The organism is Bacillota bacterium (genome assembly GCA_012518215.1).
GTDB lineage: Bacteria > Bacillota > Dethiobacteria > DTU022 > PWGO01 > JAAYSV01.
The window spans coordinates 39,426-54,115 of record JAAYSV010000006.1; the positions used below are offsets into that span (position 1 = coordinate 39,426).

A 14,690-nucleotide genomic window follows, 5' to 3' on the forward strand; every position below is an offset into this window, starting at 1 on the left:
AGCAGCAGCCATTCATTCCGGTTGGCTCTTGTCGCGTGATAAAAGATGAACCAGTAGAAAACCGGCTAGCAGAGGAATCAGCAGATGAAGATCATATTTTTCGGGAAAAAGGGCCTTTGTGGATCCGAGTAGCAATCCGGCAAGAAACAAAGAAACCGGTGCTTTGAATTTTTTGTACAACATGCTGATGATTCTTGCAAATACGACCAATCCCGCTGCCAGCCCCAGGGCGAAAACAACCAGCTTTGGCCAGATTTCCAGGTTGACAAGTGCTTGCAACAGTTCGTCGTACAGATTGAGCAAGATAAGAAGTGAACTGCCGGAAACACCGGGAAGTAGCATGGTGGCAGCAGTTACAATTCCGCATCCGAACAGAAAATATAAATTGTGGTCGGCCGTCTCCTGCATCTGAACCAATGGTTCCCCAACAATCATCCAGGCGAGAGCAAAACCAACAAAGGCGAACAGAAGATGGAAGACATTCAGCCGATTTCCTTTGAGGGGGTTCAACACCAATATGATCGAGGCCAGAAGCATCCCCATCAGAAAGGTCACGATCTGGTTCGGGTAAGAGTTGAGAAGCCTGGTAACCGTCAGGGCGCAGGCAAAGACACCGATAACGATGCCAACGGCAACCAGGAAATATTTTTTTATGTTGAACTTCGATATATCCTCGAGGAAACGATGATAAAAACCAAGAATTATCAAAGCTGTCCCCCCGCTCATCCCCGGCAAAACCAGGGACACTCCAATAAAAATACCCTGCAGCAATTCTAACAGCAATTATGCATCCCCTTTCTTGACCGCTCCAATAATCATTTAATTCGTTAAGCAAAAGTGATTCCCTTTTGTTTCGGGCCATCATTCTGAAAATCGCATATTATAGTATTAATTGTTTCTATCAATAGTGACAAAAATAATGCAAGGGAAGGGGGCTCTGGCAGAATCATGAAAGTGAACGACAGGGATGCCAAAGGGCATGTGAAAAAATATTTTCCCGGTTCAAACTCTGCTTACGGGTTCTATTCGTTCTACGACCAGATCATTGCAGATGATGCTACGAGGAAATACATAATAAAGGGGGGCCCCGGTGTAGGAAAATCCACCTTCATGCGTTCCATAGCCGAGAAATTTTTGGGAATGGGTTATGATCTGGAGTTCCATTGCTGTTCATCAGACAACGATTCACTCGACGGCATCGTTATACCCCTGTTGGGTATTGCATGCATTGACGGTACGGCACCACACACAGTGGACCCCCGGAATCCAGGGGTGGTTGATGAGATAATCCATCTGGGGGATTTCTGGGATGAAAAAGGGATCTTGCGTCATCGCGAAGCTATCCTGGAAACGAATCGGGAAAAATCAAGGTTGTTCAGGCGTGCATACAATTATCTTGCGGCAGCAAAATTGTTTCTGGATGAGGTAGAAGGGTATTATATTGAAAATGATGCCCTGGACAAAGTTGGTTTGGACAAACTCGCTTTGCAGATGAACAGGGAAATATTTCAGGACCGGGTCAACGAACACGTGGGAGATAAGCCAATACGCCGGGAGAGGCATATGTTTGCCACGGCGATAACCCCGGCCGGGCCGATCAGTTACCTCGAATCATTGCTTTCCGGTATTGAAAAAAAGTATATTATCGACGGAGACGATGGGACCGGCAAGAACGATCTGATATCCAGAGTTATGGATGCTGCAAAAATGCGCGGTTTTTTCGTGGAAATATATCACTGCGCCCTGGATCCCCACAAGATTGACCATGTAATTATCCCCGAACTCGGAGTTGCAGTTTTGAACAGCGTTACCCCGCACATCCTGCAACCGGGCCCGGAAGATACTGTGATTGAAACCGGTCAATATACCCGTGATCCGGGGGGGGAACGAGTGCAGGAAAGGGAGACGGCACGGGAATTGTATCATCGTTCGATGGACACTGCTGTTTCCTTTTTTCATAGAGCAAAGGCAGCCCATGATGAACTGGAATCATATTATATCCCCAACATGAACTTCGGGGACATTGACCGCCTCCGACATCAAATAATCAAAAAGATCAGCTCGTATGCCCACGGCGGTGAACAGTGATCCTGTTTTGAATCTTCGAATCTATCCGCATCGATTCAGCGTAAAAATGGCAGTTGCCATACCCTGTCTGTTGATGTATCTGGAGGCAAAAAAAACAAGAGATATGTTCCTGTCTTTCCGCCCCGAAGACAGTTTCTTGAAATACATTTGAATTCATCCAGACGCTATTGCAGCAGCCCTTCCTGGAGGGGTTGAGTATTTGATTCATCTTGATTACAATGGGATTGATCATCATAGCAGGGAGGGAAAACAAATGGATTTTGAAATGGTTAAAGAAAAAGTCAAGGAAAATTCGGCGGATGGAACCATTTCCTGTGCCACTTCTTTTCGGTTGGCAGAGGAACTTGGATGCGATCTCATGGAGATTGGCAAAGCAGCCGACGCACTCAAAATCAAGATCATGCATTGCCAACTGGGCTGTTTTTGATGAAAGTACAAGCTTTGCTGTATATTTTTTCTCCGGTTTGTTAATTATAATTTTTGTTTGTATTGTATTTTGAGTAAAAAGACAAAACAAACAGGGAAAAACCGATAATGGCCACTACAAAGGGACAAGGGCAGATATCGGGAATAATCAGCTCGTATTGTGGGTTGAATACTTTTTCGGTATTTAATAAAATAAATGTCGAAATGATTAGCACTCTACCCGGTTGAGTGCTGCTAATCGAAAAACATATCAAAGAGGAGGTTATATAATGAACCTGAAACCCCTGGGAGATCGTCTGGTAGTCAAAGTGTTGGAAGCGGAAGAAAAAACAGCAAGTGGGATTGTATTGCCCGACAAAGCCAAGGAAAAGCCCCAGGAAGGGGAAGTAATGGCCGTTGGTTCAGGAAAGATCCTGGAAAATGGCACAAGGGTTGACATGGAGGTAAAGGTGGGAGATCGGGTGCTGTATTCAAAATATGCCGGCACGGAGATCAAGATCAAGGGTGAGGAATACCTCATTCTTCGCCAGGATGATGTGTTGGCGCTGGTTAACTAGCATTGCAGAAAAAATAGAAAAGATGTTATTCAAATAACAAGTAATGGGAGGTTAAAAAATGAGTAAACAACTACTGTTTCATGAAGATGCACGCCGGGCCCTGGAAAGGGGGGTCAATGCTCTGGCAGATACAGTCAAGGTTACCCTGGGGCCGAAAGGCCGTAACGTTGTCCTTGATAAAAAATTTGGATCACCTCAGATTATCAACGATGGTGTAACCATAGCCAGGGAAATTGAACTGGAAGACCCTGTTGAAAATATGGGTGCCCAGCTTCTCAAGGAAGTGGCATCAAAAACCAATGATGTTGCCGGGGACGGAACCACCACAGCCGCAATCCTGGCACAAGCGATAATCAGGGAAGGTTTGAAAAACGTTACCGCTGGAGCCAACCCCATGGCATTGAAGCGTGGGATCGAGAAAGCGGTATTTTCCGTACTTGCCCATCTGGAAAAGGCGAGCAAGTCGGTTGAAACCAAAGAGGCCATCTCCCAGGTAGCTGCTATTTCGGCTGACGATGAAACCATCGGCGCTCTCATAGCGGATGCCATGGAGGAAGTGGGCAAGGACGGAGTTATCACCGTGGAAGAATCCAAAGGGCTGACCACCGATCTCAAAGTGGTTGAAGGGATGCAGTTTGATCGTGGCTACATTTCGGCCTACATGGTTACCGACACGGAGAAGATGGAAGCGGTTCTGGAAGATCCTTTCATCCTGTTGACTGACCGGAAAATAAGCAATATCCATGACATTCTCCCCCTGCTGGAAAAAATCGTACAGCAAGGCAAACAGCTTCTCTTGATAGCGGAGGATGTTGAGGGTGAAGCGTTGGCAACCCTGGTTGTAAATAAACTCCGTGGTACTTTTACCTGTGTGGCAGTGAAGGCTCCCGGCTTTGGTGATCGCCGCAAAGCGATGCTCGAAGATATCGCGATCCTCACGGGGGGACAGGTCGTCTCGGAAGACCTGGGCATTGATATGAAGAATGTTGAAATATCGATGCTGGGCCAGGCACGGCAAGTTCGTATCAGCAAGGAAGAAACTGTAATTGTTGCATCCGAGGATTCCGGTCAGAGCGGGGAGATAGAAAAACGAATCAATCAGATCCGTGTGCAGATGGAAGAAACAACCTCCGATTTTGATCGCGAAAAATTGCAGGAACGCCTGGCAAAATTGGCGGGAGGTGTGGCTGTAATTGAAGTTGGAGCCGCCACCGAGACAGAGATGAAAGAAAGAAAGATAAGAATTGAAGATGCTCTTTCTGCAACGCGTGCCGCCGTGGAAGAAGGGATTGTACCCGGAGGGGGATCCACTTACCTGGGCGCTATCAAATCCCTGGATGACCTGGAAAATGAAATAGGCGGTGATGAGTTTACCGGGGTGATGATCATAAAAAGAGCTTTGGAAGAACCAATGAGATTGATTGCCGAGAATGCGGGTGTGGAAGGTTCGGTGATCGTGGAAAAGGTCAAATCTCTTGAAGATGGGATGGGTTTCAATGCTCTTACGAACGAAATCGAAAACATGATGGATGCCGGAATCGTTGACCCGACCAAGGTGGCCCGTTCGGCGATCCAGAATGCATCCAGCATTGCCGCTTTGCTCCTGACCACAGAAGGTGTGGTTGCCGAAAAGCCAGAAAATGAAAACAAGATGGGCATGCCTCCGGGCGGAATGGGTGGCATGGGAGGCATGGGCGGCATGGACATGATGTAAGATACAGAAACGATGACGAAGAAAGAACCCGGTTATTTTCCGGGTTCTTTTTTTAATCGACGTCGTTTTGAAGACATAACAGCAACCTGAAAGAGTGTCTGTACAGCAAGAAAGCAAAATTGTTTTCCGGAAGACCCTCGCCATCGATTGGAATAGCCTGTCCTCCATTTCATTGTCTTTATTGTAATGAGGTAACCTTTTGCGGGAATCTGATTTTGACGGAATAAAGTGAAATTTGGATGACATTGTAATATAATAGGTGGTGTTTTGGGGGATAGACGTTGCCTGATTGATACGGAAGCAGGAAAAAGACCCATTTTGGATAACCTGCAGTACCGGGAGATCTTGCGGGTCGGGCCATACGGACTGTCCATGGTTTGGAGGCCGTAGAAGTTTTGATGTCGGTTCGGCCACGGGGGGTATTATGGAATTGCAGAAAGTTTTGCTCATCGATCTGGGTGGGAGTTACACACAACTGATAGCTCGAAAGATCAGGGAAAAGGGTGTTTACAGTGAAATAACACCCTGTACCACCGGACTGAAAAAAATAAGAAATCGTGATGCCCGCGCCTTGATAATCAGTGGCGGGCCTGAACAGCTGGATGAGAAAATTTTTTCCATGCTGGAGAAAGATATCTTCCAGCTGGGGCGGCCGATCATGGCGGTGGGTCATGGCTTGAGAGTTCTGCCTGGTGTTGAATCATCTGACACGACGGATATTGCAGGCCAGCTTCATGGATTGCATTACAGGGCTATTTTTGATGGATTCGAAGCGGGGAGAGACACCCCCGGGGGGGCCACAGTGCCATTGCTGGGCGCCCTGTCACTGCCGGAGGAAAAAAGCGGAGGGGACCTCCTGGATTATTTTCTTTTCGAGGTGGCAGGCCTTGAACCCACGTGGACACCCGCTTCCTTCATAAAGCATGCCATCGAAGCAGCAGGATCGCAGATACCGGAAGATGCGCATGCCGTCTGCGGCCTAAGCGGGGGTATCGATTCCGTGGTCGCCGCCTTGCTTGTTCATCGGGCCATCGGTGATCGTCTGACCTGCATTTTTGTCGATCACGGGCTGATGCGTGAGGGCGAGGCAGAAGAGGTTACGGAAATATATCGTCGGAATTACAACCTGCCTGTAATGGTGGTGGATGCCGCCGCGGAGTTTATCGAAAGACTCAAGGGCATTACCGATCCTGAGGAAAAACGCCAAATTATCGGCGAACATTTTATCCGAGTTTTTGAGAGGGAAGCCAGTTATCTGAAAGGGGTGGAGTACCTGGTGCAGGGAACGATCTACCCCGACATTATTGAAAGCATTTCCCCCTCGGGAGAAATAATCAAGAGCCATCACAATGTAGGCGGGCTTCCGGAGAAGATGCGTCTGAAACTGATTGAACCGATAAGAGAATTATTCAAGGACGAAGTGCGTGATGTTGCTGAAATCATGGGTTTGCCCGCTGAAATTGTCTGGAGACAACCCTTCCCCGGCCCCGGCCTGGGAGTAAGAATCCTTGGTGAAGTCACCGAAGAAAAAATAAGGATTGTCAGGCGTGCCAATGCCATCGTGGAAGAAGAAGTCGAAAGGGCAGGCCTTACCTATTCTATCTGGCAATGTTTTGCCATCCTGCCGGAAATAAGATCCGTCGGTGTTGAAAAGGGGAAGCGAACTTATGCACACTCCATCATTCTGCGAGCTGTGACCAGCCGCGACGCCATGACAGCTGACTGGTACCGTTTCCCGCATGATTTTCTGGACAGGCTGGCCAGGCGCATTACCGATGAAATCCCGGAAATAAACAGGGTCCTCTACGATATAACATCCAAACCCCCGGCCACGATAGAGTGGGAGTAGTCAACATCACCCCGGAAACCTGACAAAACGGCGCAATTTCTTCTGGCGCAAAAAAGCTGAGGTGAGGCGCCTGGGGGCAGTTGGTGAATCTGTTTTATGCCTTCAAGAAAAACCGAAATATTGTTCGTATAGAGATCAAGAAGGGGAATATATTGCTCTGCATGAAGCTGAATACGGCACATATTCCGGAAGAACAAAAGGAAAGCTTGGTTGGTGATGCTGGTGATGTGGAGCGCCAGGTACAGGTGATTTAGAATCAGCAATAAAATACGGTTCCGATTTTGAACGAATCAAATTTTTGGATGATTGATAACTGATATCAAAATTAATAAAAGGATATTATAACGCTTGAACAGAATTGTTTGGAATAAGCTAGTAATTTGTGGGTGGAAATAAAAATCAATGTATCAGAAGGAGCCGAAATCATGAATCCCAAACTGGTCTCGATTGTCATGGGCAGCGATTCCGATCTTCCGGTGATGCAGGAATCAGCATTGGCCCTCGATAAATTTGGCATCGGCTACGATATTTTCATTGCCAGCGCCCACCGCCATCCGGAAAAAACGGCATCTCTGGCCCGCAATGCAGCCGGGGATGGAAAGAAGGTCATTATTGCCGGGGCCGGGGGGGCAGCTCATCTGCCGGGTGTTCTTGCTTCGATGACCACTCTTCCGGTCATCGGTATTCCGATACGGGGCCGGGCCCTTGAAGGCATGGATTCCCTTTTATCGATTGTTCAGATGCCCCGGGGCATACCGGTAGCCACGGTGGCCGTGGATGGTGCTTTCAATGCAGGACTGCTTGCCGTGCAGATCATTGCCATTGCTGATCCGGTATTGCAAGAAAAATTGAACGGGTATCGCCATGATCTATCAAAGGATGTTGAGCAGAAAGACAGGTATTTGCAGGAAGGGGGCTTTCGAAAATACCTCAAGGAAAAACTTCCTCCCAGGAGAACCTGAAAAACAATAGATGGAGATATGATTTTGGAAGTGGAAATATCGTTTGAAAATGGGGGTCCCGACATGGATGCTGAAAAAAATGGTGCCGATCCCGGGGATAATGAGATAAGGGAAGAATGTGGTCTTTTCGGCGGTATAATAAAAAATAAAAGCGCGGTTCAGACGGCCTGTTTTGCTCTCTACGCCTTGCAGCACAGGGGCCAGGAGAGTGCCGGCATTGCTGTAGAGAATGGAGAGAGAATCTGGATCAAGAAAGGGATGGGCCTGGTTTCGGAAGTTTTTGGGGATATGGGGTCTCTTGATCGGCACAAGGGAAATCTGGTCCTGGGGCATGTTCGTTACTCCTATGGAGAAGATGGCCTCTGTCCCGAGAACACGCAGCCTTTGTTGTTCAGGTATCGTTTCGGTGAATTGGCCATAGCCCACAACGGTAACCTTTTGAATCATTGCCAGCTTCGTAACGGTCTGGAGTCACAGGGGGCTATATTCCAAACTTCGACAGATAGCGAACTGCTGGCTCATTTTGTTGCCCGCGAAGGAAGTCCCGAAATAGAAGAATCTTTGAAGAGAGTTGTCCCCGCCCTTCGGGGGGGGTATGCATTTATTATCCTGACCAGGGGCAAGGTCATCGGCCTGAGGGACCCGTTGGGAATCAGGCCGCTATCCATTGGCCTTCTGAACGGGAAGGATTATGTACTGGCTTCGGAAACGTGTGCTTTCGATACGATAGGTGCTGAATTCGTACGTGAGGTCGAACCGGGGGAAATGGTTATCATCTCCGACAAATGGCTCAGTTCCCACAGGATTGCCCCATCCCCGCGGTCCGCTCTTTGCATATTTGAATTCATATATTTTGCACGGCCTGACAGTGATCTTTGCGGCAAGAATGTTCATCTGGTACGCAGGGAGTTGGGGCGCATACTTGCCCGTGAACATCCGGTTGAGGCGGACATCGTTATCGGTGTCCCTGATTCCAGTATTTCTGCAGCCTCCGGTTTTGCTGAAAAGTTGGGCCTGCCCTTCGAGATGGGGCTGATCAAGAATCGCTATATCGGAAGGAACTTTTTACAGCCAAGCCCCGAGATGAGAAAACTCAAGGTGGGTATCAAGCTCAACCCTGTACGGAGCATCGTCGATGGGAAAAAAGTGGCGATTATTGATGATTCCATAGTTCGGGGAACGACGAGCCTTCAGTTGATCAAGATGGTGAAGCAAGCCGGTGCCAGAGAAGTTCATATGCGCATCAGCTCCCCGCCGGTCATCTCGCCATGTTACTACGGGATCAATATTCCCGTTCCGGGAGAACTGATCGCTTCAAGGGGGGAGAAAGAAATTCAAAAATTGATCAAGGCCGATTCTCTCGGGTTCCTGAGCATGGAAGAGATGATCGCGGCGGTTGATATCCCGAGGGACAAATTGTGCCTGGCATGTTTTACCGGCGATTATCCCCTTGATTGAGATGATCCACCATCTTATTTTTGTTCAGCTTAAAGGATTTACCGTTTTTATTTATAATATATTATAATATACCAATAATATATAATTTCTGTAATTTTTGAAGGGAGGTTTTAACGGGTAATGGCAGAAGAATTGTTTTGGTGGGTTCCTGCCTGCGGCGTTGTCGGATTGATATTTGCCGTAATATTATGGTTGCGTATAGGCAAAGCCGAGGCCGGGACGCAGAAGATGGCGAGCATTGCTGCCGCTATCAGGGAGGGAGCGATGACTTTTATTAAAAGGGAGTATTTTTATCTCGCTTTTTTTGTTATCGCTCTGTTTGCAGTCCTTGGATACCAGGTGGATATACAGACGGCGATCAGCTTTTTTGTCGGTGCTGTATTTTCCGCCCTGGCCGGTTTTGTGGGGATGCGCGTGGCCACGATGGCCAATGTCAGGACTGCGGCGGCGGCCAGAAAAGGGATCAGCCCTGCCCTGACGTTGGCCTTTTCCAGCGGAACGGTGATGGGAATGATGGTGGCCGGGCTGGGATTGTTGGGTGTGGGAATTCTTTACATATTCATCAAGGATCCTGCAATGGTGAACGGTTACGCGCTGGGTGGAAGTTCGATTGCACTTTTTGCGCGGGTGGGTGGCGGGATCTATACCAAAGCCGCCGACGTGGGTTCGGACCTGGTGGGTAAAATAGAGGCGGGGATACCTGAAGATGATCCTCGCAACGCCGGTGTCATTGCTGACAACGTGGGGGACAATGTAGGTGATGTGGCCGGGATGGGCGCCGACCTTTTTGAATCATACGTGGGCTCCCTGATAGCCACGATGACCCTGGGAGTGGTCGTCTATGCGAACCAGGGTTTGTCCATGCAGGCAGTCCTGCTGCCGCTTCTGGTAGCTTCTGTAGGGATACTTGCTTCCCTGGTCGGATTCTTTTTCGTACGGGCGAGGGAAGGGGTGCGCCTCGGTGCGGTCCTTGACCGTGGCGTTATTGTCAGTGCAATCATCGTGGTGGTGGCATCTTATTTTCTAACTATCAATTTGCTGGGTGATCTGAATGTTTTCTGGGCTATTCTATCCGGTCTTCTGGCCGGGATCATTATTGGCCGGCTGACCGAATATTACACATCCGATCACTTCAAGCCGGTTAAAAATATCGCCCAGGCTTCGGAAACCGGTACAGCGACCAACATCATCGGCGGCCTGGCCATCGGTATGAGAAGTACGGTGCTGCCCGTTCTGGCCATCGTCGTCGCCATATTGGTATCATATCATCTGGCGGGTATATACGGAATTGCCATTGCTGCTGTGGGTATGCTTTCCACGGTGGGCATGACGGTGGCTGTTGATGCCTACGGCCCCGTGGCGGACAACGCCGGGGGTATTGCGGAGATGGCAGAACTTGAACCGGAAGTGCGCAAGGTGACGGATGAACTGGACTCGCTGGGCAATACAACCGCGGCTATTGGCAAGGGGTTTGCCATCGGTTCGGCAGCGCTTACGGCTCTTGCACTTTTTACCGCTTATACCCAGGTCGCAGGCCTGGAACGGATCGATATAACCAATGCCAGCGTGATCGCGGGGTTGCTGATCGGCGGGGTTATTACTTTCTTCTTTGCGGCTCATACTATGGATGCCGTGGGTAAAGCTGCCGGAATGCTTATCGAAGAAATCCGGAGGCAGTTCCGGGAGATACCCGGCCTGATGGATGGAAAGGCAAAACCTGAATATGCACGTTGTGTAGATATAAGCACCAAGGCAGCCCTGAAACAGATGATCATTCCGGGTGTGGCAGCCGTGGTTGTTCCCATTGCGGTGGGAGTGATTCCTTTCCTGGGCCCGGAGGCGCTGGGTGGGCTTCTGGCCGGTTCCCTCGTTACCGGGGTTTTGCTGGCCATATTCATGGCCAATGCCGGCGGAGCCTGGGATAATGCCAAAAAATACATCGAGTCAGGCGAGCATGGAGGCAAAGGTAGCGAAGCACATAAAGCTGCCGTTGTGGGAGACACGGTCGGCGACCCGTTCAAAGACACATCGGGGCCGTCGATGAACATTCTTATCAAGCTGATGAGCATTGTCGCCCTGGTCTTCGCGCCCCTGTTCATGAAGTAGAAGCGTAGCCGAAAAGCTCCGGGGTGGACGGGATCGAAACCCTCCCCATGTTCATCGGGGAGGGTTTTTATTTGGCTGTAAATATTTACCGGACAAATCCACAGGAGGATCAACGAAGATGCCCGAAAAGATAGATTACAGGAAATCTGGCGTGAACCTGGCCGCGGCTGACCGGGTTGTGGATGAAATAAGAAATCTGGTGAGAAAGGCCGACCGTGACGAAGTCATGCATGGAATAGGGGGGTTCGCCGGCCTTTTTGCCCTTGATACGAAGAAATACCGTGAACCGGTTCTGGTGTCGGGAACCGATGGTGTGGGAACAAAGTTGAAACTGGCATTCGAGATGAACAGGCATGATACCGTCGGTGAGGATTGTGTGGCCATGTGCGTCAACGATATCCTTGTCCAGGGTGCAGAGCCGCTTTTTTTTCTGGATTATCTTGCTGTCGGGGAATTGAAGCCGAAACAGGTAGCCCGGATCGTGGCCGGAGTGGTGGCCGGATGCCGGAAGGCCGGTTGTGCCCTGCTGGGTGGGGAGACGGCGGAGATGCCCGGTTTTTATCCGCCGGATGAGTACGACCTGGCCGGATTTGCCGTCGGGGTGGTGGAGAGGGAACGGATCGTGGATGGTTCCGCCATCGAATCGGGACATCTTCTGCTGGGGATAGCATCTTCCGGGGTGCACAGCAATGGATTCTCACTGGTCAGAAAGGTTCTGGAAATCAAAAATATTCCCCTGGATACCAGAATGCCTTACAAGGGCGAGGACGGCAGGGAAGCCATTCTTGGAACGGAGTTGCTCAAACCGACCGAGATATACGTCCCGGCGGTGTTGCCCCTGCTGGACAGATTTGCAATCGGGGGGATGGCGCATATCACCGGCGGGGGGCTGCCCGGAAACCTTGCCAGGATACTCCCTGCAGGATTGAACATTCGCCTTTGCACTGACAGATGGGAGAGGCCCGGGATATTCGACTTTATACGTGAGCAGGGGGGTATCGATATGGAGGAGATGTACCGTGTTTTCAACATGGGCATCGGTTTTGTATTGATCGTTTCCCCGCAGGATGCACCGGAAATACAGGAGGCCCTGCAGCAGAATACCACCAACAGGACATGGATTATCGGTGAGGTTACGGGCGAAAAAGGTGACGTAGGCAGGAAAGTGATTTTTGCCTGAGTTCTGAAAAATGGCGGAAACCTGTATTCCGGTATGCCCCATGGCCCGGCATGGCCTCGACATTGCCAGTCAATTTTTCATCTACTGCAAAAACGTCAAAAATGGATGCAAGTGTTGTTGCCGGCTTTTTTGAAAATAATAGATATTCAAGGGGATGATCTGTTTGAAAAATATTGCGGTTCTCGCCTCCGGAGAGGGAACCAATTTGCAGGCGATCATGGATGCTGTCGACAAGGGCGAGATAACAGGAAAGGTTGTCCTCGTGATATCCGATCGGCATGAAGCCAGGGCCCTGGTGCGGGCAAGGAAAAAAAACATCAAGGCTTTATTTATCGATCCCGCAGGATATCGGGAAAGGGAAGATTATGATTCTGCCCTGGTTTCCGTACTGCAAGAAGAAGATGTGGACCTGGTGGTCCTGGCCGGTTTCATGAGATTGCTCTCGGCAACGATGATCGATATTTTCCGGGGAAAGATCATGAATATCCATCCTTCCCTGTTGCCTTCCTTCCCGGGTTGCGATGGTGTGAAGCAGGCGATTGAACATGGGGTGAAGATTACCGGTTGCACGGTCCATTTTGTGGATGAAGGTCTGGATACAGGGCCCATCATCATCCAGGACAGCGTGGTTGTATTGCAGGATGATACTTTGGAAACACTGCAACAGAGGATACATTCGGTCGAACACCGGGCTTACATCCGGGCTATTGACCTTTATTGTCGCGACATGATCGAGATTGAAGGGAGAAGGTGTGTCATTCATGAAAAGCAAAGATAGAATTGCACTGATCAGCGTATCCGACAAGGGTGGAATTTGCGATTTTGCCCGGGAACTGCATCGGAAAGGATGGAAGATCATCTCCACGGGAGGGACGGCCGCGTTGCTGGCCGATGATGGCTTGCCGGTCAAGAAAGTAAGTGAAGTCACCGATTTTCCCGAAATCCTGGGGGGAAGGGTCAAAACCCTGCATCCTCGCATACACGGCGGGATCCTTGCCCGGCGCGAGCAACAGGAACATTGTCGGGAAATCGAAATGCACAACATAGATTACATAGATATGGTCGTGGTAAATCTTTATCCCTTCGTGCAGACAATCTCCAGGGAGGGTGTCACCCTGGAGGAGGCCATAGAAAACATAGATATTGGCGGGCCGACCATGGTGCGTGCTGCGGCCAAAAATTACAGGGATGTGATCGTGGTCGTCAATCCCGAAAGATACAGGGATGTGCTGATGGACCTCGACAGGTATGGAGATGCAAGTCCGGAATTGCGTTTCGCCCTGTCCGTGGAGGCATTTTCACACACGGCAGAATATGATTCTTTTATCTCCGGTTACCTTTCCCGGTGTGAAGGCAAGAAAGGGTTTTTCCCGCATCGACAGACAATGCCTTTCTTGAAAAAGCAGGATCTGCGATACGGCGAAAACCCGCAGCAGAAGGCGGCATTCTATATCGACGCCGGTGGTGCAGCGAGGGGAAATACGATTGCCTCTGCCAGGCAGTGGCAGGGCAAGGAGCTTTCATTCAACAACATCAATGATCTTGATGCGGCCTGGGGACTCGTGCAGGAATTTGAGGATATTGCCGTGGTGGCTGTAAAACATGCCAACCCCTGTGGTGTGGGAGGGGGAGAAGATGTTGCCGAAGCATACCGGAGGGCACACGATGCCGATCCTGTCTCCATATTCGGGGGGATCGTGGCCGTGAACAGAGAAGTGGACGAAGATGCGGCACGGATGATGGCCGAAATATTTTTGGAGGTGGTGGTTGCTCCTTCATTCACGCCGGAAGCACTGGAAGTATTCAAGCAAAACCCCGGGGTGCGCCTGTTGACAATACCACCTGGCAATTTCATTCAACATGGGCCGATCATGGATTACAAAAAGGTCTCCGGGGGGTTGCTCGTGCAGGAGAAAGATACAGCAGCCATCGAAAGCCGGGACTGGAAAACGGTAACCGGATCCGTTCCAACGTCCGGGGAACGGGAAGCATTGGTGTTCAACCTTAAAGTGGCCAAACATGTCAAGTCCAATGCCATTGTCATCGGCACCGGAAAGCAGACCCTGGGAATCGGAGCAGGCCAGATGAGCCGGATAGGGGCGGCGCGTATTGCCCTCGAGCAGGCCGGCAAGAAAGCCGCGGGTGCGGTGATGGCTTCCGATGCATTTTTCCCATTTCCCGACACCGTGGAAGAGGCAGCCAAAGCGGGAATTAAAGCAATCGTCCAGCCGGGGGGGTCCCTCAAAGACCGGGAATCGATCGAGGCCTGCAACAAACATGGGATAGCCATGGTCTTCACGGGGAGAAGATATTTTAAACATTAGCCTTTATTTTTATTTATGGTTGCCTG

Annotated in this window: 13 protein-coding genes; 12 read left to right on the forward strand and 1 reads right to left on the reverse strand. The window is 49.9% G+C overall.

Annotation, left to right across the window (positions count from 1 at the left end):
- Positions 1 to 12 precede the first annotated feature (12 nt).
- Positions 13 to 783 (reverse strand): DUF368 domain-containing protein, encoded by a 771-nt coding sequence (locus GX364_00545; GenBank protein ID NLI69341.1) that lies wholly within the window; start codon positions 781 to 783, stop codon positions 13 to 15.
- Positions 784 to 948: 165 nt separating this feature from the next.
- Between GX364_00545 and GX364_00550 the strand changes: the two genes are divergently transcribed.
- From GX364_00550 to purH, 12 genes are all read left to right on the forward strand, one after another.
- Positions 949 to 2,088: a hypothetical protein gene (locus tag GX364_00550; protein NLI69342.1), complete on the forward strand. Its 1,140-nt coding sequence runs from the start codon at positions 949 to 951 to the stop codon at positions 2,086 to 2,088.
- Between the two features lie 253 nt (positions 2,089 to 2,341).
- On the forward strand, positions 2,342 to 2,515 hold the full coding sequence (locus GX364_00555) for a hypothetical protein (protein ID NLI69343.1): 174 nt from the start codon (positions 2,342 to 2,344) through the stop codon (positions 2,513 to 2,515).
- Positions 2,516 to 2,783: 268 nt separating this feature from the next.
- Entirely contained in the window at positions 2,784 to 3,071 is a 288-nt protein-coding gene (locus GX364_00560) for a co-chaperone GroES (protein ID NLI69344.1), read from the forward strand.
- A 58-nt stretch (positions 3,072 to 3,129) separates the two neighbouring features.
- Positions 3,130 to 4,785, forward strand: a complete 1,656-nt coding sequence (gene groL, locus GX364_00565) for a chaperonin GroEL (protein ID NLI69345.1) — start codon at positions 3,130 to 3,132, stop codon at positions 4,783 to 4,785.
- Positions 4,786 to 5,209: 424 nt separating this feature from the next.
- A complete protein-coding gene (gene guaA / locus GX364_00570) occupies positions 5,210 to 6,634 on the forward strand; it encodes a glutamine-hydrolyzing GMP synthase (GenBank protein NLI69346.1) in 1,425 nt (474 codons plus the stop codon).
- A gap of 83 nt (positions 6,635 to 6,717) precedes the next feature.
- Positions 6,718 to 6,888, forward strand: coding sequence for a hypothetical protein (locus tag GX364_00575; GenBank protein ID NLI69347.1), 171 nt, complete (start codon positions 6,718 to 6,720; stop codon positions 6,886 to 6,888).
- A 171-nt stretch (positions 6,889 to 7,059) separates the two neighbouring features.
- Complete coding sequence (gene purE / locus GX364_00580; GenBank protein ID NLI69348.1) at positions 7,060 to 7,596, forward strand: 5-(carboxyamino)imidazole ribonucleotide mutase; 537 nt, start codon at positions 7,060 to 7,062, stop codon at positions 7,594 to 7,596.
- A gap of 63 nt (positions 7,597 to 7,659) precedes the next feature.
- Positions 7,660 to 9,054, forward strand: coding sequence for an amidophosphoribosyltransferase (locus tag GX364_00585; protein NLI69349.1), 1,395 nt, complete (start codon positions 7,660 to 7,662; stop codon positions 9,052 to 9,054).
- Positions 9,055 to 9,174: 120 nt separating this feature from the next.
- On the forward strand, positions 9,175 to 11,160 hold the full coding sequence (locus GX364_00590; GenBank protein NLI69350.1) for a sodium-translocating pyrophosphatase: 1,986 nt from the start codon (positions 9,175 to 9,177) through the stop codon (positions 11,158 to 11,160).
- 118 nt (positions 11,161 to 11,278) lie between these two features.
- Positions 11,279 to 12,340, forward strand: coding sequence for a phosphoribosylformylglycinamidine cyclo-ligase (locus tag GX364_00595; protein NLI69351.1), 1,062 nt, complete (start codon positions 11,279 to 11,281; stop codon positions 12,338 to 12,340).
- A 154-nt stretch (positions 12,341 to 12,494) separates the two neighbouring features.
- Positions 12,495 to 13,118, forward strand: coding sequence for a phosphoribosylglycinamide formyltransferase (locus tag GX364_00600; protein ID NLI69352.1), 624 nt, complete (start codon positions 12,495 to 12,497; stop codon positions 13,116 to 13,118).
- Complete coding sequence (gene purH / locus GX364_00605; protein ID NLI69353.1) at positions 13,102 to 14,664, forward strand: bifunctional phosphoribosylaminoimidazolecarboxamide formyltransferase/IMP cyclohydrolase; 1,563 nt, start codon at positions 13,102 to 13,104, stop codon at positions 14,662 to 14,664. The genes GX364_00600 and purH overlap by 17 nt, the downstream gene beginning before the upstream one ends.
- The last annotated feature ends 26 nt before the right edge of the window (positions 14,665 to 14,690 follow it).

Excerpts from the sequence above, each read along its gene's own strand:
- GX364_00550 (NLI69342.1), top strand. The coding sequence starts at position 949 with ATGAAAGTGAACGACAGGGATGCCAAAGGGCATGTGAAAAAATATTTT.
- GX364_00555 (NLI69343.1), top strand. The coding sequence starts at position 2,342 with ATGGATTTTGAAATGGTTAAAGAAAAAGTCAAGGAAAATTCGGCGGAT.
- GX364_00560 (NLI69344.1), top strand. The coding sequence starts at position 2,784 with ATGAACCTGAAACCCCTGGGAGATCGTCTGGTAGTCAAAGTGTTGGAA.
- groL (NLI69345.1), top strand. The coding sequence starts at position 3,130 with ATGAGTAAACAACTACTGTTTCATGAAGATGCACGCCGGGCCCTGGAA.
- guaA (NLI69346.1), top strand. The coding sequence starts at position 5,210 with ATGGAATTGCAGAAAGTTTTGCTCATCGATCTGGGTGGGAGTTACACA.
- purE (NLI69348.1), top strand. The coding sequence starts at position 7,060 with ATGAATCCCAAACTGGTCTCGATTGTCATGGGCAGCGATTCCGATCTT.
- GX364_00585 (NLI69349.1), top strand. The coding sequence starts at position 7,660 with ATGGATGCTGAAAAAAATGGTGCCGATCCCGGGGATAATGAGATAAGG.
- GX364_00590 (NLI69350.1), top strand. The coding sequence starts at position 9,175 with ATGGCAGAAGAATTGTTTTGGTGGGTTCCTGCCTGCGGCGTTGTCGGA.
- GX364_00595 (NLI69351.1), top strand. The coding sequence starts at position 11,279 with ATGCCCGAAAAGATAGATTACAGGAAATCTGGCGTGAACCTGGCCGCG.
- GX364_00600 (NLI69352.1), top strand. The coding sequence starts at position 12,495 with ATGATCTGTTTGAAAAATATTGCGGTTCTCGCCTCCGGAGAGGGAACC.
- purH (NLI69353.1), top strand. The coding sequence starts at position 13,102 with ATGAAAAGCAAAGATAGAATTGCACTGATCAGCGTATCCGACAAGGGT.